The sequence below is a fragment of the Citrobacter sp. W9 genome (assembly GCF_026719375.1).
Taxonomy (GTDB): Bacteria; Pseudomonadota; Gammaproteobacteria; order Enterobacterales; family Enterobacteriaceae; genus Citrobacter; species Citrobacter werkmanii.
This window is the reverse complement of record NZ_JAPPTE010000007.1, coordinates 65626-86381: the sequence shown is the minus strand read 5'-3', so window position 1 is coordinate 86381 and position 20756 is coordinate 65626. Positions and strand designations below refer to the sequence as shown.

The 20756-nt window shown below is 52.5% G+C and carries 26 protein-coding genes; 13 read left to right on the top strand and 13 right to left on the bottom strand.

Going from position 1 to position 20756, the window contains the following annotated elements:
* Window positions 1-66: 66 nt before the first annotated feature.
* Window positions 67-324, bottom strand: a complete 258-nt coding sequence (gene rpmA / locus OOJ59_RS12500; protein WP_003025030.1) for a 50S ribosomal protein L27 — start codon at window positions 322-324, stop codon at window positions 67-69.
* A gap of 19 nt (window positions 325-343) precedes the next feature.
* Window positions 344-655 (bottom strand): 50S ribosomal protein L21, encoded by a 312-nt coding sequence (gene rplU, locus OOJ59_RS12495; protein WP_003025032.1) that lies wholly within the window; start codon window positions 653-655, stop codon window positions 344-346.
* A gap of 258 nt (window positions 656-913) precedes the next feature.
* On the opposite strand from rplU, the gene ispB reads away from it, so the two are divergent.
* Together ispB and sfsB are read left to right on the top strand one after the other, a co-directional pair.
* Window positions 914-1885, top strand: a complete 972-nt coding sequence (gene ispB, locus OOJ59_RS12490; protein ID WP_003025033.1) for an octaprenyl diphosphate synthase — start codon at window positions 914-916, stop codon at window positions 1883-1885.
* A 224-nt stretch (window positions 1886-2109) separates the two neighbouring features.
* Window positions 2110-2394, top strand: coding sequence for a DNA-binding transcriptional regulator SfsB (sfsB, locus tag OOJ59_RS12485; protein ID WP_038634246.1), 285 nt, complete (start codon window positions 2110-2112; stop codon window positions 2392-2394).
* A 56-nt stretch (window positions 2395-2450) separates the two neighbouring features.
* On the opposite strand, the gene murA is transcribed toward sfsB, so the two are convergent.
* The 7 genes from murA to mlaF form a co-directional block, all read right to left on the bottom strand.
* A complete protein-coding gene (gene murA / locus OOJ59_RS12480) occupies window positions 2451-3710 on the bottom strand; it encodes a UDP-N-acetylglucosamine 1-carboxyvinyltransferase (RefSeq protein WP_160955901.1) in 1260 nt (419 codons plus the stop codon).
* A gap of 53 nt (window positions 3711-3763) precedes the next feature.
* On the bottom strand, window positions 3764-4018 hold the full coding sequence (gene ibaG, locus OOJ59_RS12475) for a BolA family iron metabolism protein IbaG (RefSeq protein WP_032940719.1): 255 nt from the start codon (window positions 4016-4018) through the stop codon (window positions 3764-3766).
* A 169-nt stretch (window positions 4019-4187) separates the two neighbouring features.
* A complete protein-coding gene (gene mlaB, locus OOJ59_RS12470) occupies window positions 4188-4481 on the bottom strand; it encodes a lipid asymmetry maintenance protein MlaB (RefSeq protein ID WP_038634251.1) in 294 nt (97 codons plus the stop codon).
* Entirely contained in the window at window positions 4481-5116 is a 636-nt protein-coding gene (mlaC, locus tag OOJ59_RS12465) for a phospholipid-binding protein MlaC (protein ID WP_038634253.1), read from the bottom strand. Before mlaC ends, mlaB begins: the two co-directional genes overlap by 1 nt.
* 18 nt (window positions 5117-5134) lie before the next feature.
* Entirely contained in the window at window positions 5135-5692 is a 558-nt protein-coding gene (mlaD, locus tag OOJ59_RS12460) for an outer membrane lipid asymmetry maintenance protein MlaD (RefSeq protein WP_038642894.1), read from the bottom strand.
* Window positions 5693-5696: 4 nt separating this feature from the next.
* Window positions 5697-6479 carry a lipid asymmetry maintenance ABC transporter permease subunit MlaE gene (gene mlaE / locus OOJ59_RS12455; protein ID WP_085048643.1) on the bottom strand — a complete coding sequence of 261 codons (783 nt, stop codon included), beginning with the start codon at window positions 6477-6479 and terminating at the stop codon, window positions 5697-5699.
* Between the two features lie 7 nt (window positions 6480-6486).
* The gene (gene mlaF / locus OOJ59_RS12450; protein ID WP_038634255.1) at window positions 6487-7299 is read right to left on the bottom strand and encodes a phospholipid ABC transporter ATP-binding protein MlaF; all 813 of its coding nucleotides are present in this window, start codon (window positions 7297-7299) and stop codon (window positions 6487-6489) included.
* A 215-nt stretch (window positions 7300-7514) separates the two neighbouring features.
* On the opposite strand from mlaF, the gene OOJ59_RS12445 reads away from it, so the two are divergent.
* The 11 genes from OOJ59_RS12445 (at window position 7515) to npr (ending at window position 15434) form a co-directional block, all read left to right on the top strand.
* Window positions 7515-8492, top strand: a complete 978-nt coding sequence (locus OOJ59_RS12445) for a calcium/sodium antiporter (RefSeq protein ID WP_038634258.1) — start codon at window positions 7515-7517, stop codon at window positions 8490-8492.
* 13 nt (window positions 8493-8505) lie between these two features.
* The gene (kdsD, locus tag OOJ59_RS12440; protein WP_085048642.1) at window positions 8506-9492 is read left to right on the top strand and encodes an arabinose-5-phosphate isomerase KdsD; all 987 of its coding nucleotides are present in this window, start codon (window positions 8506-8508) and stop codon (window positions 9490-9492) included.
* Between the two features lie 20 nt (window positions 9493-9512).
* A complete protein-coding gene (gene kdsC / locus OOJ59_RS12435; protein ID WP_069324401.1) occupies window positions 9513-10079 on the top strand; it encodes a 3-deoxy-manno-octulosonate-8-phosphatase KdsC in 567 nt (188 codons plus the stop codon).
* Complete coding sequence (gene lptC, locus OOJ59_RS12430) at window positions 10076-10651, top strand: LPS export ABC transporter periplasmic protein LptC (protein WP_038634267.1); 576 nt, start codon at window positions 10076-10078, stop codon at window positions 10649-10651. Before kdsC ends, lptC begins: the two co-directional genes overlap by 4 nt.
* Window positions 10620-11168 carry a lipopolysaccharide ABC transporter substrate-binding protein LptA gene (lptA, locus tag OOJ59_RS12425; RefSeq protein WP_038634270.1) on the top strand — a complete coding sequence of 183 codons (549 nt, stop codon included), beginning with the start codon at window positions 10620-10622 and terminating at the stop codon, window positions 11166-11168. The genes lptC and lptA overlap by 32 nt, the downstream gene beginning before the upstream one ends.
* A gap of 6 nt (window positions 11169-11174) precedes the next feature.
* Complete coding sequence (gene lptB, locus OOJ59_RS12420) at window positions 11175-11900, top strand: LPS export ABC transporter ATP-binding protein (protein WP_003025073.1); 726 nt, start codon at window positions 11175-11177, stop codon at window positions 11898-11900.
* Between the two features lie 46 nt (window positions 11901-11946).
* A complete protein-coding gene (gene rpoN, locus OOJ59_RS12415; RefSeq protein ID WP_038634272.1) occupies window positions 11947-13380 on the top strand; it encodes an RNA polymerase factor sigma-54 in 1434 nt (477 codons plus the stop codon).
* A 22-nt stretch (window positions 13381-13402) separates the two neighbouring features.
* The gene (gene hpf, locus OOJ59_RS12410; RefSeq protein WP_038634275.1) at window positions 13403-13690 is read left to right on the top strand and encodes a ribosome hibernation promoting factor; all 288 of its coding nucleotides are present in this window, start codon (window positions 13403-13405) and stop codon (window positions 13688-13690) included.
* Window positions 13691-13773: 83 nt separating this feature from the next.
* Window positions 13774-14265: a PTS IIA-like nitrogen regulatory protein PtsN gene (gene ptsN, locus OOJ59_RS12405; RefSeq protein ID WP_038634278.1), complete on the top strand. Its 492-nt coding sequence runs from the start codon at window positions 13774-13776 to the stop codon at window positions 14263-14265.
* A gap of 45 nt (window positions 14266-14310) precedes the next feature.
* On the top strand, window positions 14311-15165 hold the full coding sequence (rapZ, locus tag OOJ59_RS12400; protein WP_003025085.1) for an RNase adapter RapZ: 855 nt from the start codon (window positions 14311-14313) through the stop codon (window positions 15163-15165).
* Window positions 15162-15434, top strand: a complete 273-nt coding sequence (npr, locus tag OOJ59_RS12395; protein ID WP_003025086.1) for a PTS phosphocarrier protein NPr — start codon at window positions 15162-15164, stop codon at window positions 15432-15434. The genes rapZ and npr overlap by 4 nt, the downstream gene beginning before the upstream one ends.
* Before the next feature lie 66 nt (window positions 15435-15500).
* On the opposite strand, the gene mtgA is transcribed toward npr, so the two are convergent.
* The 4 genes from mtgA to OOJ59_RS12375 all read right to left on the bottom strand — a co-directional run bounded on the left by mtgA (window position 15501) and on the right by OOJ59_RS12375 (window position 20579).
* Window positions 15501-16220, bottom strand: coding sequence for a monofunctional biosynthetic peptidoglycan transglycosylase (gene mtgA, locus OOJ59_RS12390; RefSeq protein WP_038634281.1), 720 nt, complete (start codon window positions 16218-16220; stop codon window positions 15501-15503).
* The gene (elbB, locus tag OOJ59_RS12385; protein ID WP_110496732.1) at window positions 16217-16870 is read right to left on the bottom strand and encodes an isoprenoid biosynthesis glyoxalase ElbB; all 654 of its coding nucleotides are present in this window, start codon (window positions 16868-16870) and stop codon (window positions 16217-16219) included. The genes mtgA and elbB overlap by 4 nt, the downstream gene beginning before the upstream one ends.
* A gap of 229 nt (window positions 16871-17099) precedes the next feature.
* The gene (gene arcB / locus OOJ59_RS12380) at window positions 17100-19436 is read right to left on the bottom strand and encodes an aerobic respiration two-component sensor histidine kinase ArcB (protein WP_069324404.1); all 2337 of its coding nucleotides are present in this window, start codon (window positions 19434-19436) and stop codon (window positions 17100-17102) included.
* Between the two features lie 213 nt (window positions 19437-19649).
* On the bottom strand, window positions 19650-20579 hold the full coding sequence (locus OOJ59_RS12375) for a TIGR01212 family radical SAM protein (RefSeq protein ID WP_110496730.1): 930 nt from the start codon (window positions 20577-20579) through the stop codon (window positions 19650-19652).
* Window positions 20580-20756 lie beyond the last annotated feature (177 nt).

Here is a 20756-nt window from a genome sequence, read left to right as displayed (position 1 = left end):
CCGTCGAATGTAAAAAGCCCCGCAACGTGTTGCGGGGCTTTTATCCGTTACCGGGACGCGAAAAACTTATTCAGCAACGATGCTGATGAATTTACGGTTTTTCGGGCCTTTCACTTCAAATTTCACTTTACCGTCTGCTTTAGCAAACAAAGTGTGGTCTTTGCCGCAACCAACGTTGGAGCCAGCGTGGAATTTAGTACCACGTTGACGAACGATGATGCTACCAGCCAGAACTGTTTCACCGCCGAAGCGTTTTACGCCCAGACGTTTAGCTTCTGAATCGCGACCGTTACGAGTCGAGCCGCCAGCCTTTTTATGTGCCATTTAATCTGCTCCCCTTAACTTAAGCGCTGATGCCAGTGATTTTCACATCAGTGAACCACTGACGATGGCCCTGCTGCTTACGGTAGTGTTTACGACGACGAAACTTAACGATTTTAACTTTCTCGCCACGACCATGAGCAACAACTTCAGCTTTGATAACGCCGCCATCAACGAAAGGAACGCCGATTTTGACTTCTTCACCGTTTGCGATCATCAGAACTTCAGCGAATTCAACAGATTCGCCAGTTGCGATGTCCAGCTTTTCCAGGCGAACGGTCTGACCTTCGCTTACTCGGTGTTGTTTACCACCACTTTGGAAAACCGCGTACATAAAAAACTCCGCTTCCGCGCACACCTTTTTGATGATTCAGAGTGCGCTATAAATATTCACAATAGGGCGCGAATATTACGCAAAACGCGAGCCTTTGACAAGTGCTACCGTCAATACATGAAGAAAAAAAACACAACACGTACGGTAACGTTTATCTACGGCGTTTTTTCAGTACAATCAGCATATATTTATAAACCTGAACCCGACGTTACCTTGCCATACGGTGAGGTAATCGGGGCGAGAAGCCCGGCTTTTGCGATGAATTTAGAAAAAATCAATGAGTTAACCGCGCAAGATATGGCGGGGGTCAATGCGACAATCCTTGAACAGCTCAATTCCGACGTCCAGTTGATCAATCAGTTAGGGTACTACATCGTGAGCGGCGGCGGAAAACGCATTCGCCCAATGATCGCAGTACTTGCAGCACGTGCTGTTGGTTACCAGGAAAATGCGCACGTTACGATTGCAGCCCTCATCGAGTTTATCCACACTGCGACCCTCCTGCATGACGATGTTGTGGATGAGTCCGACATGCGCCGCGGGAAAGCCACAGCGAATGCGGCGTTTGGTAATGCGGCCAGCGTGCTGGTCGGCGATTTTATCTATACCCGCGCATTTCAGATGATGACCAGCCTCGGCTCGCTGAAAGTACTGGAAGTCATGTCAAAAGCGGTTAACGTCATCGCAGAAGGTGAAGTTCTGCAGTTGATGAACGTCAACGACCCGGACATCACCGAAGAAAACTATATGCGCGTCATCTACAGCAAGACGGCGCGTTTGTTTGAAGCCGCAGCCCAATGCTCAGGTATTCTGGCTGGCTGCAGCGAAGAACAAGAGAAAGGGTTGCAGGATTATGGTCGTTATCTTGGTACTGCGTTCCAGTTAATTGACGATTTACTGGATTACAGCGCAGATGGCGAGCAGTTAGGTAAAAACGTCGGTGATGACCTTAACGAAGGTAAGCCGACGCTACCGCTGCTGCATGCCATGCGCCACGGCACCCCGGAGCAGGCGCAGATGATCCGCCAGGCCATTGAACAAGGTAACGGTCGTCACCTTCTGGAGCCGGTTCTGGAAGCGATGAACGCCTGTGGCTCTCTGGAGTGGACCCGACAGCGTGCGGAAGAAGAGGCCGATAAAGCCATCGCCGCGTTGCAGGTGCTGCCTGACACGCCATGGCGAGAAGCGCTGATTGGTCTGGCGCATATCGCCGTACAGCGCGACCGCTAATTACCTTCCCCCCAGCCACTCATCATCCCGTGCCTCGCACGGGATGCTCTTATAAATTCCAATAAATCCTTTCGGCTTTCCAGATTATCAAGCCAGATATTGGCATAATCTGAATATACTCACACCTTACATGAACATTTTAGAACATTTATTCTCGGAGCGTTATAGTGTCGCCACAACCGATCGTGAAACCGTAAGTCATTAACCAAAGGAGAGATGAATTTATGGAAAGCAAGCTGATTGACTGGCATACGGCCGACATCATCGCCGGACTGCGCAAAAAAGGCACCTCAATGGCCGCTGAGTCACGTAAAAATGGCTTGAGTTCATCAACGCTGGCGAACGCGTTAACGCGGCCATGGCCGAAAGGAGAGTTGATTATTGCCCGGGCGCTGGGAACCGACCCTTGGGTGATCTGGCCGTCGCGCTACCACGATGCAAAAACGCATGAATTCATCGACAGAACACGGATGATGAGGGGACCGAGAGGGAAAAAGAATCCTGAATGAACATTAAGCAGTAACCCCCGGCCCAAAGACCAGGGGGTTACCAGAGGCGTTGACGATTACTCGCCTTTCACGCGCTCAATGTTTGCGCCCAGCGCACGCAGTTTATCTTCGATGCGCTCATAGCCGCGATCGATGTGATAAATACGGTCGACCACCGTCGTACCTTCAGCAATACAACCCGCCAACACCAGGCTTGCTGACGCACGCAGATCGGTCGCCATCACTTGCGCGCCGGAGAGCGTTTCCACACCGTGGCAAATCACAGTGTTGCTTTCGATTTCCGCGTGAGCGCCCATACGGCTCAGCTCAGGCACGTGCATGAAGCGGTTTTCAAACACGGTTTCCGTGATGAAGCCTGTTCCTTCTGCCACCAGATTCAGCAGCGTGAACTGGGCCTGCATATCAGTCGGGAACGCCGGGTGCGGCGCAGTGCGTATATTGACCGCCTTCGGACGCTTGCCGTGCATGTCGAGGCTTATCCAGTCGTCGCCGACTTCGATATCCGCACCCGCATCACGCAGCTTCGCCAGGACGGCATCCAGCGTGTCCGGTTGCGCATTGCGGCAGATAATTTTGCCGCGAGAAATCGCTGCTGCAACCAGGAAAGTGCCGGTTTCAATACGGTCAGGCAGAACGCGATAAACACCACCGCCGAGACGTTCAACACCTTCGATAGTAATGCGATCGGTACCCTGGCCGCTGATCTTCGCACCCAGCGCAATCAGGAAATTAGCGGTATCGACGATCTCCGGCTCGCGCGCGGCGTTTTCAATAATGGTGGTGCCTTCAGCAAGTGTTGCCGCACACATAATAGTGACCGTCGCGCCGACGCTCACCTTATCCATAACGATATGCGCGCCTTTCAGACGGCCATCAACGGACGCCTTCACATAGCCTTCTTCCAGCTTGATCGTCGCGCCTAACTGCTCCAGACCGGTAATGTGCAGGTCAACCGGACGCGCGCCAATGGTGCAACCGCCCGGCAGTGAAACCTGCCCCTGGCCAAAGCGAGCAACCAACGGTCCGAGCGCCCAGATAGACGCACGCATGGTTTTCACCAGATCATACGGTGCACAGAAGACGTTAACGTCACGCGCATCAATGTGCACGGAACCATTACGCTCAACTTTCGCACCCAACTGGCTCAGTAGCTTCATGGAAGTGTCAACGTCCTTCAGTTTCGGGACGTTTTGGATCTCTACAGGTTCTTCCGCCAGCAGCGCCGCAAACAGGATCGGCAGTGCGGCGTTTTTAGCGCCTGAAATTGTGACTTCGCCCTGGAGCTTCGTTGGCCCCTGAACACGAAATTTATCCATTATTCTGTTCTCTGTTAAGAATTTATCTTCGCTACCGGCACATCACCCGTAGCTCAAAAACCATTAAGTTTGCGATCGCGCGCCCATTCCGCTGGGGTAAACGCTTTAATCGACAAAGCATGAATGCGGTTGTCCGCAATGTACTCCATCAACGGGCCATAGACTGATTGCTGCTTCTTGACCCGGCTCATGCCTTCAAACATCTCACCCACGGCAATAACCTGAAAGTGACTGCCGTCGCCAGAAACGTGGACTTCCTGGAGGGAGAGCGCATTCATCAGCACGCTCTGAATTTCATTATTTTCCATGGGCTCTTCATTCGTCAGATAGTGAAAACAGCCCAACATCTTAGAGCAAAGTGGCGCTGTCATAAATAAGCAAAAAGCCTCGCTGATAAATCAGACAAGGCTTTGATGGCAGATCCCTTATGATGGGGATGCTGGATGAAGGCACAAGGCCTTATCCAGCCTGAAAAAATTAACGCGGAAGGACATCGTCAGGCAGATTGTAAAGCTGCGCCAGCGTGTAAACTTTATCGTTAACACCAGCGAGCGAAACGCTGTTCCCCTGCTGCTTGCCCTGATCAATCAAGTGCAGCAGTAACGCCAGACCACCGGTATCCACCCGGGAAACCTGGTTCAGGTCGATGCAGGTTACCCCTTGCATCGCCTCAACTCGCGCATCCCATAATGGATTTAACACGTCTTGATCCAGCTCTCCCGCCAGCACCAGCTTGTCACCTTCACGCTTCCAGGTGAGTGACTGGGTCATTATTTTTTCTCTTCCAGGGTAATTTTCTGCTGAGAAATAGATTTCAGCTGTGCTGTCAGGCCATCGATACCTTTGGTACGCAGCAGGTCACTCCACTCATTCTGTTTGGTGGTGATCATGCTGACGCCTTCGGCGATCATGTCATACGCCTGCCAGTTACCGGTTTGCGAGTTTTTACGCCACTGGAAATCCAGACGAACCGGAGGACGGCCATTCGGATCGATAATGGTCACGCGGATAGGCACGATGGTCGCATCACCCAGCGGCTGCTCAGGGGCAATCTGATAGGTCTGACCGTGGTACATTGCCAGCGCCTGACCGTAAGCCTGCTTCAGATATTCACGAAAGGCGGCGAAATAGGCGTCACGTTGTGCCGGGGTCGCTTCTTTGTAGTAGCGGCCCAGGACCAGCGCACCAGCATATTTAACCTGTACGTATGGCAACAATTCCTGATCGACAACATCGCGCAGGTAATCCGGGTTTGCGCGGATTTTAGGTTGCTCGTTCTTCAGGCGGTCAAAGGTCTTCTGCGCCGCCTCATTCATCAACTTGTACGGGTTAGTCTGATCCGCCGCGGTTGCCGCGCTAAGGGGGGCAATGATCAGCATAGCCACCATCATCAATCGTTTAAACATACGTCGATTCTCCTGAGATTATTTCGTTGCGCCCGCAGGCGTAGTGGCTTCATTATTGCCTTCAGTTGCGGCTGGCGCATCGCCAGAATTCTTATTGTCATCACCTTTACTGTTGCTGTTGTAAAGGAACTGACCAATCATGTCTTCCAGCACCATTGCGGATTTCGTGTCCTGAATCGTACCGCCATCTTTGAGGATAGACGTTCCCAGCTCAGGATCTTCAAAACCGACGTTCAATGCCAGATACTGCTCTCCCAGCAGGCCGGAAGTACGGATGCTCAGGGAGCTGGTGTCAGGAATATGGTTAAAACGCGATTCGATTTCCAGGGTCACGCGCGGCAGGTACGTTTTCGGATCCAGCGAGATATCCGATACGCGTCCAACCACCACCCCGCCGATCCGCACCGGAGAGCGTTCTTTCAGGCCGCCAATATTATCAAAAGTCGCATAAATCGTGTAAGTCGGCTCAGTACGCATTGAGGTAACATTCGCTGCCTTCAGGCAGACAAACAGCGCAGCCAGCAGCGCAATCAGCAGAAATAACCCGACCCAAATTTCATTTTTTTTCGTTTGCATGAACTCAATTCCCAAACATCAGTGCGGTGAGCACAAAATCCAGCCCCAGAACGGCGAGAGAGGCGTGCACAACGGTGCGTGTCGTTGCCCGGCTAATGCCGGCTGAGGTCGGGATCGCATCATAACCATTGAACAATGCAATCCAGGTGACCGTTATGGCGAACACCACGCTCTTAATCAGACAGTTGACCAGATCCAGACGCCAGTCGACGGCATTTTGCATCGCCGACCAGAAAAAGCCTGCATCAATACCTTTCCAGCTAACGCCAACCAGCGAACCGCCCCAGATCCCCACCGCGACAAAAATAACCGTCAACAGCGGCAATGAAATGACACCGGCCCAAAAACGCGGAGAGATCACCCGACGCAGCGGATCGACGGCCATCATTTCCAGACTGGAGAGTTGCTCGGTCGCCCGCATCAGGCCAATCTCTGCGGTTAAGGCCGATCCGGCGCGCCCGGCAAACAGTAGCGCCGCAACAACCGGCCCCAGCTCACGTAACAATGACAGCGCCACCAGCATGCCAAGGCTGGTTTCCGCACTGTAGGTCGTCAGAACCAGGTATCCCTGCAACCCCAGCACCATACCGATGAACACACCAGAAACAATAATGATCAGCATCGATAAGACACCGACATTATAGAGCTGGCGTATCAGCAGCGGCGCATGTTTGCGAAACTCCGGCTTGCCGACAACCGCATTGAACAACATTAATCCGGCTCGCCCGAACGTCCTGAGGGTTTTAATCCCTCGATGTCCGAGTGATGCCAGCGCATTTAACAACATGGGTGGCTTAACTCCCTGTTTTGAGTAAATCGATGTGGTAGTCGCCCGCCGGATAACGGAACGGAACCGGCCCATCAGCAATACCGTCAAGGAACTGACGTACGCGCGGGTCGGCGTTTTCTTGCAGAGCCTGAGCACTACCGTAGGCCACTATTTTTTTGTCCGCCATAATATAGGCGTAATCTGCAATACTCAGCACCTCAGGCACATCATGGGACACCACCACGCAGGTGACGCCCAGCGCACTGTTCAGTTCCGAAATCAGTTTCACCAGCACACCCATGGTAATGGGATCCTGGCCGACGAAGGGTTCGTCAAACATAATGAGGTCAGGCTCCAGCGCGATGGCGCGTGCTAACGCGGCACGCCGTGCCATCCCACCGGATAATTCAGAAGGCATTAACTTTGCCGCGCCCCGCAGACCAACAGCTTCAAGCTTCATCATCACCGTGCTTTTCAGCAACGCTGCAGGCAACGTCGTATGCTCGCGTAGCGGATACGCGACGTTGTCAAACACGTTCATGTCGGTAAACAGCGCGCCGGACTGAAACAACATACTCATGCGTTTACGCACGGTAAATAAACGCGAACGGGACATGGCCGGAACGTTCTCGCCGTCGAACAGGATCTCGCCCTTATCCGGGGGTATCTGTCCGCCAATCAGACGCAATAGCGTCGTTTTGCCGATGCCTGATGGCCCCATGATCGCCGTCACCTTACCACGCGGCACCGTCAGGGAAATATTATCAAAGATGCAGCGATCGCCTCGGGAAAAGCTGACATCGCGCATATCGACTAGATTCGCCACAGACTGACCCATTGATTCATCCTTTACTATTGCCTCGTTGATCGAAGAGTTTGGCGCTCAATTTAGCCCTGAACCCAACATATTTACAGATTATTGCCCGTCCTGGTTAGCGAAAGCTGGCATTTGTTTTACTTTTTAGCCGCATAAAGTCAAAATTAAGACTTCGTTACGGCTTCCAGAAGATCCTTCAAGTGGACCGGCGAGTATACCTGAAGAAAGGACTTTAGATGCTTTTAGCGACGGCGCTGTTAATAATTGGTTTACTTCTGGTGGTCTACGGTGCCGACCGTCTGGTATTTGCCGCATCCATTTTATGTCGAAATTTCGGTATCCCCCCCATTATTATTGGGATGACCGTTGTCAGCGTAGGGACGTCGTTACCCGAGATCATTGTCTCTGTGGCGGCATCAATAAATGGGCAACTCGATCTGGCCGTGGGTACCGCTATCGGCTCTAACATTACCAACATTCTGCTTATTTTAGGTCTGTCGGCGCTGATTCATCCTTTTACCGTGCATTCTGATGTTCTGCGCCGTGAATTACCGCTAATGTTGCTGGTGAGTATTTTAGCCGCCTCCGTGTTGTATGACGGCCAGTTGAGTCGTAGTGACGGTTTCTTTCTCCTGCTTCTGGCCGTGCTATGGCTGCTATTCATTGTTAAAATCGCCCGTCTGGCTGAGCGACAAGGCAATGACACGCTGACCCGGGAGCAGATAGCGGAACTTCCACGCGAAGGCGGATTACCGGTCGCATTTTTGTGGTTGGGCATTGCGTTGATTATTATGCCAATGGCAACACGGATGGTGGTGGATAACGCCACCGTACTGGCGAACTATTTCGCCATGAGCGAACTCACTATCGGGCTGACGGTAGTCGCTATTGGTACCAGTTTGCCAGAGCTGGCAACGGCCATTGCGGGTCTGCGTAAAGGCGAAAACGATATTGCCGTTGGCAACATCATCGGCGCGAACATTTTTAATATTGTTATCGTCCTCGGGTTACCGGCGCTGATTACGCCGGGTGAAGTCAATCCGATGGCCTTCACCCGTGACTATAGCGTCATGCTGCTGGTGAGCGTGATTTTTGCACTACTCTGCTGGCGACGTCCGCGCCAGATTGGTCGCGGCGCGGGTGCGCTGCTGACCGGCGGTTTTATCATATGGCTGGCGATGCTGTATTGGTTATCGCCACTTCTCGTTGGATAACTGGAAACGCATTATGTCGCACTTAGAGTTGCAACCGGGTTTTGACTTTCAGCAAGCAGGCAAGGAAGTCCTGGCAATTGAACGTGAAGGCCTGGCGGAGCTTGATCAGTACATTAATCAAAACTTTACCCTCGCCTGTGAAAAAATATTCAGTTGCCCGGGCAAAGTCGTGGTGATGGGGATGGGGAAATCCGGACATATTGGGCGGAAGATGGCGGCCACTTTTGCCAGCACCGGCACCCCCTCATTTTTCGTGCACCCGGGCGAAGCCGCGCATGGTGATTTAGGCATGGTCTCGCCGCAGGATGTGGTGATCGCCATCTCTAACTCCGGCGAATCCAATGAGATAGCGGCGTTAATCCCGGTATTAAAACGTCTTCATGTCCCGCTTATCTGCATCACCGGCCGTCCGGAAAGCAGCATGGCGCGTGCGGCAGATGTGCATCTGTGTGTTAAAGTGCCCAAGGAAGCTTGCCCGTTAGGCCTGGCGCCGACCAGCAGCACCACCGCAACGCTGGTGATGGGCGATGCCCTTGCCGTGGCGTTATTAAAAGCACGCGGCTTCACCGCGGAAGATTTTGCGTTATCGCATCCGGGTGGCGCACTGGGCCGTAAGCTTTTGCTGCGTGTTAACGATATTATGCATACGGGTGATGAGATTCCGCATGTTAATAAAAGCGCCAGCCTGCGTGACGCCTTACTTGAGATCACACGTAAAAATCTCGGCATGACCGTCATTTGCGATGATGCAATGAAGATTGACGGTATTTTCACGGATGGCGATTTACGTCGCGTCTTTGATATGGGCGTAGATGTACGCCAGTTAGGCATTGCCGATGTGATGACCCCTGGAGGCATTCGCGTGCGTCCGGGCATTCTTGCCGTTGATGCCCTGAACTTAATGCAGTCCCGCCATATCACTTCGGTAATGGTTGCTGATGGCGACCAGTTACTCGGTGTGTTACATATGCATGATCTGCTGCGTGCAGGTGTAGTGTAAGAAACTCAAGGATAAAGAAAATGAGTAAAGCAGGTGCGTCGCTTGCGACCTGTTATGGACCCGTCAACGCTGACGTTATCACCCGGGCTGAGAACATCCGTTTGCTGATCCTGGATGTGGATGGCGTATTGTCTGATGGTCTGATTTATATGGGCAACAACGGTGAAGAGCTGAAGGCTTTTAACGTCCGCGATGGCTACGGAATTCGCTGTGCGCTCACTTCCGGTATTGAGGTTGCTATTATTACCGGACGAAAGGCTAAACTTGTAGAAGATCGCTGTGCCACATTGGGGATCACGCATCTGTATCAGGGGCAGTCAGACAAACTGATCGCCTTTGACGATCTGCTTGGAAAACTGGCGATCGCGCCGGAAAATGTGGCCTATGTTGGCGATGACCTGATCGACTGGCCAGTGATGGCAAAAGTGGGATTAAGCGTAGCGGTGGCGGATGCCCATCCATTGCTGATTCCACGCGCCGACTACGTCACCCGTATCGATGGGGGACGCGGCGCTGTACGTGAAGTCTGCGATTTATTACTCCTGGCGCAGGGCAAACTGGACGAGGCCAAAGGGCAATCGATATGAGCAAAACCAGACGTTGGGTTATCATTCTACTGTCGCTGGCTGTCCTTGTGATGATTGGTATTAACCTGGCAGACAAAGACGAGGCCACTCAGGTCGCCGTCAATAACAACGAGCCAACCTATAAAAGCGAACATACCGATACCGTCGTGTATAGTCCGGAAGGCGCGCTGAGCTATCACTTGATCGCCCAACACGTTGAATATTATTCGGAGCAAGCGGTTTCGTGGTTTACTCAACCGGTATTAACCACGTTTGATAAAGATAAAGTACCGACCTGGTCAATCAAAGCCGATAAAGCCAAATTGACCAACGATCGAATGCTGTATCTGTACGGCCATGTTGAAGTTAACGCCCTGGTGCCTGACTCTCAACTACGCAGAATTACGACCGATAACGCACAGATTAACCTGGTGACTCAAGACGTCACTTCTGATGATCTTGTCACGTTATATGGCACAACATTTAACTCCAGCGGACTGAAGATGCGCGGCAACTTACGCAACAAGAACGCCGAGCTGATTGAAAAGGTTAGAACCTCATATGAAATCCAAAATAAACAAACTCAGCCTTAATCTTGTGCTTGCCAGTTCACTTCTGGCCGCCAGCATTCCGGCATTTGCCGTCACCGGCGATACCGAGCAGCCGATTCATATCGAGTCGGACCAGCAGTCCCTGGATATGCAGGGCAACGTGGTGACGTTTACTGGTAACGTGATTGTGACTCAGGGCACCATCAAAATTAATGCCGATAAAGTCGTTGTGACCCGCCCGGGCGGTGAAGACGGTAAAGAAGTGATTGATGGTTACGGTGAGCCCGCCACCTTTTACCAGATGCAGGACAACGGTAAGCCAGTGAAAGGCCGCGCCTCACACATGCACTATGAACTGGCGAAAGACTTCGTCGTGCTCACCGGTAAGGCTTACCTGGAACAGCTCGATAGCAACATCACGGGTGATAAGATCACCTATCTGGTAAAAGAGCAGAAAATGCAGGCCTTCAGCGATAAAGGCAAACGCGTCACCACCGTTCTGGTTCCGTCGCAGTTGCAGGACAAAAACAAGGCTCCGGCAGAGAAAAAAGGTAACTGATTCGTTATGGCAACATTAACTGCAAAGAACCTTGCAAAGGCCTATAAGGGCCGCCGTGTGGTGGAAGATGTCAGTCTGACCGTCAACTCCGGGGAGATCGTCGGTCTGCTTGGTCCTAACGGTGCGGGCAAGACAACGACATTTTACATGGTGGTCGGCATTGTCCCGCGCGATGCGGGCAACATTATCATTGATGACGAAGATATCAGTCTGCTGCCACTGCATGCGCGCGCGCGTCGCGGCATCGGCTACCTACCGCAGGAAGCGTCTATTTTCCGTCGCCTGAGCGTGTTTGATAACCTGATGGCGGTACTGCAAATTCGTGACGATCTCACCAGTGAGCAGCGGGAAGATCGCGCCAATGAGCTGATGGAAGAATTCCATATCGAACATCTGCGTGACAGCATGGGCCAATCGCTCTCCGGTGGTGAACGACGCCGTGTGGAAATCGCCCGCGCGCTGGCCGCGAATCCGAAATTTATCCTGCTTGATGAACCGTTTGCCGGTGTTGACCCGATTTCCGTTATCGATATCAAACGGATCATCGAACACCTGCGCGACAGCGGGCTTGGGGTGTTGATTACCGACCATAACGTCCGCGAAACGCTGGCAGTTTGTGAGCGCGCCTATATCGTGAGCCAGGGACACCTGATCGCCCACGGCACGCCGACAGAAATACTGCAGGATGAGCACGTTAAGCGCGTATACCTTGGGGAAGACTTCAGACTCTGATAGGGTAGAAGACTTCACGTCACCGCAGGAGAAAACAACTCTGAACATGAAGCAAGGTTTGCAACTCAGGCTTAGCCAACAACTGGCGATGACGCCTCAGCTACAACAGGCTATCCGTCTGTTGCAGTTGTCCACGCTGGAACTTCAGCAAGAACTTCAGCAAGCGCTGGAAAGTAACCCACTGCTCGAGCAAACCGATCTTCACGACGAAATTGATACCCAGGAAAAACAGGACAGCGAATCCCTCGATACCGCAGATGCGCTCGAACAAAAAGAGATGCCAGAGGAATTGCCGCTTGACGCCAGTTGGGATGAAATCTACACCGCCGGTACGCCTTCAGGCACCAGCGGAGATTACATTGACGACGAACTGCCTGTTTATCAGGGGGAGACCACGCAATCGCTGCAGGATTACCTGATGTGGCAAGTGGAGCTGACCCCGTTCTCGGATACCGATCGCGCCATTGCGACATCGATTGTTGATGCGGTTGACGAAACCGGTTATCTCACCGTGACCCTGGACGATATTCTCGAAAGCATGGGCGATGACGACGTCGGTATGGATGAAATCGAAGCCGTGCTTAAACGCGTTCAGCGCTTTGATCCCGTTGGCGTGGCAGCCAAAGATCTGCGTGACTGCTTACTGATCCAACTTTCGCAATTTGATAAGTCCACGCCATGGCTGGAAGAAGCGCGCCTGATCATCAGCGATCACCTCGATCTGTTAGCCAACCATGACTTTCGCTCGCTGATGCGCGTAACCCGACTGAAAGAAGACGTGTTGAAAGAAGCCGTCAACCTCATCCAGTCGCTCGATCCCCGCCCAGGACAGTCGATCCAAACCGGCGAGCCGGAATACGTCATCCCGGATGTGCTGGTGCGTAAGCATAACGATCGTTGGGTGGTCGAACTCAACGGCGACAGCATTCCACGCTTGCAGATTAACCAGCACTACGCCGCGATGTGCAATAGCGCGCGCAACGATGCCGACAGCCAGTTTATTCGTAGCAATTTGCAGGATGCGAAGTGGCTGATTAAAAGTCTGGAAAGCCGCAATGATACGCTGCTGCGCGTCAGTCGCTGTATCGTTGAACAGCAGCAGGCCTTCTTTGAGCAAGGCGAAGAATTTATGAAACCGATGGTGCTGGCGGATATCGCCCAGGCCGTCGAGATGCACGAATCGACCATTTCCCGAGTGACCACGCAAAAGTATTTGCACAGTCCGCGCGGCATATTTGAACTGAAGTATTTCTTTTCCAGTCACGTTAACACTGAAGGCGGGGGCGAAGCCTCATCCACAGCGATCCGCGCACTGGTGAAGAAATTAATTGCTGCGGAGAACCCCGCGAAACCGCTGAGTGACAGCAAGTTAACCTCTATGCTGTCGGATCAGGGTATCATGGTGGCGCGCCGCACCGTTGCGAAGTACCGAGAGTCTTTATCCATTCCGCCGTCTAACCAGCGCAAACAACTGGTGTGACCCAACCGATAAGGAAGACACTATGCAGCTCAACATCACTGGAAACAACGTCGAAATCACGGAAGCTCTGCGCGAGTTTGTTAATACCAAATTCGCCAAGCTTGAACAATATTTCGACCGGATTAATCAGGTCTATATTGTGTTGAAAGTGGAGAAGGTTACACATATCTCGGATGCAACACTGCATGTAAACGGTGGTGAAATTCATGCCAGCGCGGAAGGTCAGGATATGTACGCCGCCATTGACGGTTTAATTGATAAACTGGCTCGGCAGTTAACAAAACATAAAGATAAACTGAAACAGCACTAACTTGTCCGGGCAGTTAGCGGGTGCAGGACGGCCTGTTGTGCAGCACAACGGGCCATTTGTACAGTTAGCGCTTAGGTGAAATTATGACAAATAACGATACGACTCTACAACTGAGCAATGTTCTTAACCAGGAATGTACGCGCGCGGCCGTTCACTGCCAAAGCAAGAAACGCGCACTGGAAATCATCAGTGAACTGGCGGCAAAACAGCTCAGCTTGCCCTCTCAGGTGGTATTTGAAGCCATTCTGACGCGTGAAAAAATGGGCAGTACCGGCATCGGTAATGGTATTGCCATCCCGCACGGCAAGCTGGAAGAAGACACGATGCGCGCGGTTGGCGTGTTTGTGCAACTCGAAACCCCCATCGCCTTCGACGCCATTGATAATCAACCCGTCGATCTGCTTTTCGCCCTGCTGGTCCCGGCAGACCAAACCAAGACGCATTTGCATACATTATCGCTGGTCGCCAAACGTCTGGCAGATAAAGCCATCTGCCGTCGCCTGCGCGCCGCACAGAGTGACCAGGAGTTGTATCAAATCATCACGGACACCGAAGGTGGACAGGATGAAGCATAACAACCCAATGGCATCCTTTTTTGTCGTTGTGAGGAGAAACAGTACATGGTACTGATGATCGTCAGCGGTCGTTCAGGGTCAGGCAAATCCGTTGCCCTGCGTGCGCTGGAAGATATGGGTTTTTACTGCGTGGATAACCTTCCCGTAGTGCTGTTGCCCGATCTGGCTCGTACACTGGCCGATCGCCAGATTTCTGCGGCCGTCAGCATTGATGTGCGTAACATGCCGGAATCCCCGGAGATTTTCGAGCAGGCAATGAACAATCTGCCTGAAGGCTTCTCACCGCAGTTGCTGTTCCTTGATGCCGACCGTAACACGCTGATTCGCCGCTACAGCGACACGCGTCGTTTACACCCCCTCTCCAGCAAAAACTTGTCGCTGGAAAGCGCTATCGATAAAGAAAGCGATTTGCTGGAGCCGCTGCGTTCCCGCGCAGACCTGATTGTTGATACCTCCGAAATGTCCGTACACGAACTGGCAGAAATGCTGCGTACCCGACTGCTGGGCAAACGTGAACGTGAATTAACGATGGTATTCGAATCCTTTGGTTTCAAACACGGTATCCCGATTGACGCGGACTACGTCTTTGACGTGCGCTTCCTGCCCAACCCACACTGGGATCCGAAGCTGCGCCCGATGACCGGTCTTGACCGCCCTGTCGCCGCCTTCCTCGACCGGCACACAGAAGTACACAATTTTATCTACCAGACCCGCAGCTATCTTGAGCTATGGTTACCCATGCTGGAGACCAACAACCGCAGCTACCTCACTGTAGCCATCGGCTGTACCGGCGGGAAACACCGTTCGGTGTATATTGCAGAGCAGCTGGCAGACTACTTCCGCTCACGCGGTAAAAACGTGCAGTCACGCCATCGTACGCTGGAAAAACGTAAATCATGACCGTGAAGCAAACCGTTGAAATCACTAATAAGCTGGGCATGCATGCCCGGCCAGCAATGAAACTTTTTGAATTGATGCAGGGTTTCGAAGCAGAAGTTTTGCTGCGTAATGATGAAGGAACGGAAGCCGAGGCAAACAGCGTTATCGCGCTGCTGATGCTGGATTCTGCGAAGGGGCGGCAGATAGAAGTTGAAGCCACAGGCCCGCAGGAAGTTGAAGCTCTGGCCGCGGTGGTTGCCCTGTTTAATTCAGGGTTTGACGAAGATTAATCGAGTACACAGAACGTAGCCAGTAGGCCGGATAAGGCGTTTACGCCGCATCCGGCAATAACTCCGCTAATACAGCTTATTTTCCCGCATAAACGACTCACCGCCTAACTGGCGCATTTGGCGCATAATCCACGCCTGACGGCTACGCACATAACCCGAAGGCGCATTCGCTTTAAAACGTAAAGGATTAGGTAGGACCGCCGCCAGCAAGGCCGCTTCAGACATACTTAAGCGACTGGCAGGTTTATGAAAATACCGCTGCGCCGCCGCCTCCACGCCAAAAATGCCGTCGCCAAACTCCGCAACGTTCAGATAGACGGTCAGAATACGTTTCTTGCTCCAGACCGTTTCCATCCCCAGCGTGAGCCCGGCTTCAAGGCCCTTACGCACCCAGCTACGTCCATCCCACAGAAAGAGGTTTTTTGCCGTCTGTTGCGATAACGTTGACGCCCCGCGAATACGGTTTTCATTACGTTCATTATGCGCCAGCGCTTTCTCGATGGCAGAGACATCGAATCCCCAATGGTCAGGGAACTTCTGGTCCTCGGCGGCAATCACCGCCAGTCCCATCCACGGTGAGATCTCATCCATACTCACCCAGTCCGAGTGCGCCACATACCCGAAATCACCGGATAACCATGCGCCCAGTTGCCGCTCGACCATCACCGCCGAGAACGGCACCGGCATCACGCTGAAAAGGGCGATGCCCCCACCCCAGAATACGGCGAGGACGATAACCGCCCGTAGAAAGATACGCCGCAGAAAAGCGGTAACGCCTGTTCTCATTCAACCAACACCAGCACACGCGAGACCAGTTTATCGATGCCACTCGCGGCCTGAGCGATATCCTGCGCCAGCATATAGGCGGGCGTGGTGACAATTTTGTTGTCTTCATCAACGACAATGTCATCAACCGGACAAGGCACATGTTCAGCGCCCATCTCCTCCAGTACCTCTGCCGTATCGATATCCGTGCCAATGGTCAGACGCAGCGGAAAATCAAAAATTTTGGGTAACATGGCGGGCGCAATACACATAAATCCCAACGGTTTCCCCATCTGATGCATGGCAACTGCCAGCGCGGCTAAATCACTGTCAACCCGGCATTCGCTGCCCTGGCTGGCAAAATTACTCAGATTTTTGGCGGCGCCAAACCCACCCGGCACGATCAACGCATCCAGTTCCGTTGAAACCGCCTGAGCAAGCGGGCGAATCTCGCCGCGTGTGAGGCGAGCGGCTTCAATCAGGACATTGCGTGTTTCCGACATCGGCTCACCGGTCAGATGATTAATCACATCAGCTTGTTGTTTATCCGGTGCGAAGCAGACGGCCTGCGCGCCGTTGCGGGCAATGGCCAGCAGCGTGAGTACGGTTTCATGGATCTCTGCACCGTCATACACACCGCATCCGCTGAGCACGACTCCCACTTTTTTCATCGTGATACTCCTTTCTCAACTGGCTGAAACATATTAGTTATTATGATTTAAATGCTACGCTTCACACATTTAACTGATTCATGTAACAAATTATTTAAGATTTGCTATCTTAACTGCGTGCGGCCTGAAAAATAGGGCTGTGCCTTTGTACACAATGACAATAAGTTACGGCGCAGCCACGATTTCCCTGGTGTTGGCGCAGTATTCGCGCACCCCGGTCAAGCCGGGGTCATTTTTTTTCCACACTCGCCACCCAGGCTTTTAGTACCGCCACGTCGTGCTGCCACTCCTGCTTCATCTCTTCAATCCATTCAGCAACGTTATCTTCCCAGGCTGGAAGATCTGGCGACTGGATTTGCTGACCCAACTGTTGCAGATGGCGCAGCCCCACCGAACCTGCCGCACCTTTAATTTTATGACCTTCCTCAACCACGCCTTTTTTATCACGTGCAGTCAGATTGGATTCCAGCACGCTCAAATATCCCGGCATCATCTTCTCAAACACCGCCAGCCCGTCGGTAATTAACTTCGGTCCCACCAGCTCGAGGTATTGTTCCAACATAGGAATATCTAACAGCGCTTGCGATTTACTGCTCTCTTCAGATGTCACAGTGCTCTCCTCTTTGTTTCGGGTATCCCAGTATTTTTTGATCATGGCGGTTAAAGCCGGGACTGACAGCGGCTTACTCAGCACGTCGTCCATTCCCGCATCCAGATACTCTTTTTTATCTTTCAGAACGTTGGCGGTAAGGGCCACCAGCGGCGGCAGATCTTCACGCGCGTATTTTTGCGTAAGCTCGCGGGAGATATCCAGCCCGGTCATATCCGGTAGCTGAATATCCAGCAATACCAGGTCATATTCACCCGGCGTGAACATTTCCAGCGCGGCTTTCCCGGTCATGGCGACATCCACGCTATTACCCAGTTTTTCCAGCACTGAGCGCGCGACAATGACGTTCAGTTCAATGTCTTCCACCAGCAGGACATTCAGGGCGGGCAGCGGCATGTCATCGTCTTCAAAAGCGTCTTCAATCTCTTCCGCTACCGCAGGCGCATGCACAGTCAGCGTAAAGACAGAGCCTTTACCAGCCTGGCTGGAGACCGTAATATCGCCGCCCATATTTTTCGCCAGACGCTTTGATACGGCCAGACCAATCCCGGTTCCTGTTGCCGGTTTGCCGCCGTTACTGTCCTTCACCTGATAATACATGGCGAAGATTTTATCCTGTTCATCCTGCGGAATGCCGATCCCGGAATCTTCTACCTCGAAATGCAGCATATTCCCCTGGTCATAGCGCGCCCGCACGGTCACCTGCCCCTGCTGGGTAAACTTCACGGCGTTGCTGATCAGATTCCACAGAATCTGGCGCAAACGCGTGCCGTCGGTAATCACTTTATGCGGCAACGGTAGCGTTGGCTCAAGCACAAAACGCAGCCCTTTTTGCTGTGCCTGCAGGCCAGAGAGGTTTTCCAGATCCGCCATAAAGCTGGTGAAATCGATCGGCTGGTTATCGAGCTGGACTTTACGCCGCTCCATCTTATCCATATCGATAATATCGTTGAAAATATTGCCCAACGTCACGGCAGAGACATGGATAGTTTTCAGGTATTTTTCCTGCTCGGCGGTCAGATCCGTATCCAGCAGGATCCGGCTTAAGCCAACGATGCCGTTCAGCGGCGTACGCAGCTCGTGACTGATGGTAGAAATAAACGTGGTCTTATCGCGGCTGGCGCGTTCAAGCGCGTCCTGATAACGCTTACGTTCGGTAATATCGCGACCAAAGCCCATCAGGCCATGACGTTTACCGACGCGATCGTAGTAAGGCACTTTACGAATTTCAAAGCAGGCTTTGCGTCCATCCGGATAGTCCAGCCACTGTTCATAGGTGAGCGAGACGTTATGACGAAACACCTTCTCGTCGGTCTCAATAACTTTTTCAGCCGCCTCAGGGGAGTAAACGTCAGCCGGTTTCAAATTCACCAGTTGCTTTTCGCTCTTGCCAGTCAGCAACTCCATGGCGCGGTTACAGCCGGAAAATTCTTTATCTTCATTACGATAAAAGACCAGGTCCGGCGAGGCATCAAGGAAAGAGCGTAAAAATGAAGACTGTTGCTCAAGCTGAATCTGCGCTTCTTCGCGCTCTTTGATTTCGACCTTCAGTTGCTCAAACGTTTCCTGACGCTCCGCTTCAGCTTTTTCGCGCTCAACAATTTCCTGATTGAGCTGGGCGATATTATCTTTCAACTGCACATTGAGCTTGAGATCGCGCTCGCGCATCTCTTCCAGCTTTTGCACCAGCCGTGACAGACGCTGCCGGGATTCCTCCAGTTGCTCCACCACCACTGACAAAAAATAGACGGCCCAGGGGGTAATTAACAGACCAAAAAAGATAGAGCGGATGACATCAATGCTTTCTACCTGGCCATGCAGCACCATGGTGACAGCCATTTGCACCACAATTGCCAACACGACCAAAGCCAGCGCTAATAGCAGCGAAAAGCGCACCAGACCTAACTTCATCATCAGGTCGACATAATATTGCGCCAGCATACGAATTTGCTTCATAGAGGGTTCCTTCACGACAACTTGGCACAATAATACTCAATTCTCAGCGTGACGTTGAAGATTGTGCAAGAAATGCGGCGGTTATCGGTGAAATGACCGAGGAGTGGTTCATCGTAGGCCGGATAAGTTCATCGTAGGCCTGATAAGCGAAGCGCCATCAGGCAAGCAGGCGCAGATTGCCTGATGGCGGCTTTGCCTTATCAGGCCTACATACTAGCTCCCCAGTTGCACCCACGGCGTACCCAGCGCCGAGCCTTGCACGCCGTGCTCGTTAAGGTACTTATCCAATTCGACCATCCCCGTCCAGCGATTTTCACACCATAGCGGCGCCAACAGCGTTGGGCGACGCGCGCTGGCGGAAATACGATGATAAATCACCTCCGGCGGCGTATGGCGGATCATCTCACCTGCGGTAATCGTGTAGTCGTCCAGTTCAATCCCGTTCAGCCGCCCGGCTTCCCAGGCTTTTGCCATCGTACTGCCTTTCACAATATGCAGCGGATGCAGCTTAATACCGTCAACGCCCGTCTCCACCACGCGTTCCATGGTTTGCAGACATTCTGCCTGCCCTTCTCCCGGCAGACCGACGATCAGATGCGAGCACACTTTCAGCCCGCGCTCGCGCGCCAGCCGCGTGGTGTTTTGGTAGCAGGCGAAATCATGGCCGCGGTTAATTCGGTGCAAGGTTTTGTCATGCGCGGTTTGCAGACCGAGCTCCAGCCACACTTCATAGCCCAGGTCTTTATACTCGCAAAGCAGATCAAGCACCGCTTCCGGCACACAGTCGGGGCGTGTCCCAACGCATAACCCAACGATACTGGCCTGGCTGACCGCCTGTTGATACATCGAACGCAGCACCTGTACTTCAGCAAAGGTGCTGGTGTAGGCCTGGAAATAGGCCAGATAGCGTTTTGCACGATTGACCAGGTGCGCCTGATGTTCAAGCTGCTCGGCTATGGAATGGTGCTGCTGCGCTTCATCGGCAAACGAGGCAACATTACAGAAAGTACATCCGCCGCGCCCGATGGTGCCATCGCGATTTGGGCAGCTAAAGCCGCCGTGCAACGTGAGTTTATGAACCTTTTGTCCATAACGGCGAGAAAGATCCCCACCAAACATATTGACTAATTTCTGTAACTGCATAATCTGGTAGACCGCGCCTTGAAAAGAGGCCAAAGCCTGCCATTTTTTGCCCCAGTCGGCGATGACCTGGATCAATCGCCCTGGCGAGCCTTTACTTATTGCATAACAAATCAAAATAATCGAAATTTCATTCATTAAAAATGTAATTACTTTTCCTTATATTCGACTCTTTTTTTT

Excerpts from the sequence above, each read along its gene's own strand:
- rpmA (WP_003025030.1), bottom strand. The coding sequence starts at position 324 with ATGGCACATAAAAAGGCTGGCGGCTCGACTCGTAACGGTCGCGATTCA.
- rplU (WP_003025032.1), bottom strand. The coding sequence starts at position 655 with ATGTACGCGGTTTTCCAAAGTGGTGGTAAACAACACCGAGTAAGCGAA.
- ispB (WP_003025033.1), top strand. The coding sequence starts at position 914 with ATGAATTTAGAAAAAATCAATGAGTTAACCGCGCAAGATATGGCGGGG.
- sfsB (WP_038634246.1), top strand. The coding sequence starts at position 2,110 with ATGGAAAGCAAGCTGATTGACTGGCATACGGCCGACATCATCGCCGGA.
- murA (WP_160955901.1), bottom strand. The coding sequence starts at position 3,710 with ATGGATAAATTTCGTGTTCAGGGGCCAACGAAGCTCCAGGGCGAAGTC.
- ibaG (WP_032940719.1), bottom strand. The coding sequence starts at position 4,018 with ATGGAAAATAATGAAATTCAGAGCGTGCTGATGAATGCGCTCTCCCTC.
- mlaB (WP_038634251.1), bottom strand. The coding sequence starts at position 4,481 with ATGACCCAGTCACTCACCTGGAAGCGTGAAGGTGACAAGCTGGTGCTG.
- mlaC (WP_038634253.1), bottom strand. The coding sequence starts at position 5,116 with ATGTTTAAACGATTGATGATGGTGGCTATGCTGATCATTGCCCCCCTT.
- mlaD (WP_038642894.1), bottom strand. The coding sequence starts at position 5,692 with ATGCAAACGAAAAAAAATGAAATTTGGGTCGGGTTATTTCTGCTGATT.
- mlaE (WP_085048643.1), bottom strand. The coding sequence starts at position 6,479 with ATGTTGTTAAATGCGCTGGCATCACTCGGACATCGAGGGATTAAAACC.
- mlaF (WP_038634255.1), bottom strand. The coding sequence starts at position 7,299 with ATGGGTCAGTCTGTGGCGAATCTAGTCGATATGCGCGATGTCAGCTTT.
- OOJ59_RS12445 (WP_038634258.1), top strand. The coding sequence starts at position 7,515 with ATGCTTTTAGCGACGGCGCTGTTAATAATTGGTTTACTTCTGGTGGTC.
- kdsD (WP_085048642.1), top strand. The coding sequence starts at position 8,506 with ATGTCGCACTTAGAGTTGCAACCGGGTTTTGACTTTCAGCAAGCAGGC.
- kdsC (WP_069324401.1), top strand. The coding sequence starts at position 9,513 with ATGAGTAAAGCAGGTGCGTCGCTTGCGACCTGTTATGGACCCGTCAAC.
- lptC (WP_038634267.1), top strand. The coding sequence starts at position 10,076 with ATGAGCAAAACCAGACGTTGGGTTATCATTCTACTGTCGCTGGCTGTC.
- lptA (WP_038634270.1), top strand. The coding sequence starts at position 10,620 with ATGAAATCCAAAATAAACAAACTCAGCCTTAATCTTGTGCTTGCCAGT.
- lptB (WP_003025073.1), top strand. The coding sequence starts at position 11,175 with ATGGCAACATTAACTGCAAAGAACCTTGCAAAGGCCTATAAGGGCCGC.
- rpoN (WP_038634272.1), top strand. The coding sequence starts at position 11,947 with ATGAAGCAAGGTTTGCAACTCAGGCTTAGCCAACAACTGGCGATGACG.
- hpf (WP_038634275.1), top strand. The coding sequence starts at position 13,403 with ATGCAGCTCAACATCACTGGAAACAACGTCGAAATCACGGAAGCTCTG.
- ptsN (WP_038634278.1), top strand. The coding sequence starts at position 13,774 with ATGACAAATAACGATACGACTCTACAACTGAGCAATGTTCTTAACCAG.
- rapZ (WP_003025085.1), top strand. The coding sequence starts at position 14,311 with ATGGTACTGATGATCGTCAGCGGTCGTTCAGGGTCAGGCAAATCCGTT.
- npr (WP_003025086.1), top strand. The coding sequence starts at position 15,162 with ATGACCGTGAAGCAAACCGTTGAAATCACTAATAAGCTGGGCATGCAT.
- mtgA (WP_038634281.1), bottom strand. The coding sequence starts at position 16,220 with ATGAGAACAGGCGTTACCGCTTTTCTGCGGCGTATCTTTCTACGGGCG.
- elbB (WP_110496732.1), bottom strand. The coding sequence starts at position 16,870 with ATGAAAAAAGTGGGAGTCGTGCTCAGCGGATGCGGTGTGTATGACGGT.
- arcB (WP_069324404.1), bottom strand. The coding sequence starts at position 19,436 with ATGAAGCAAATTCGTATGCTGGCGCAATATTATGTCGACCTGATGATG.
- OOJ59_RS12375 (WP_110496730.1), bottom strand. The coding sequence starts at position 20,579 with ATGCAGTTACAGAAATTAGTCAATATGTTTGGTGGGGATCTTTCTCGC.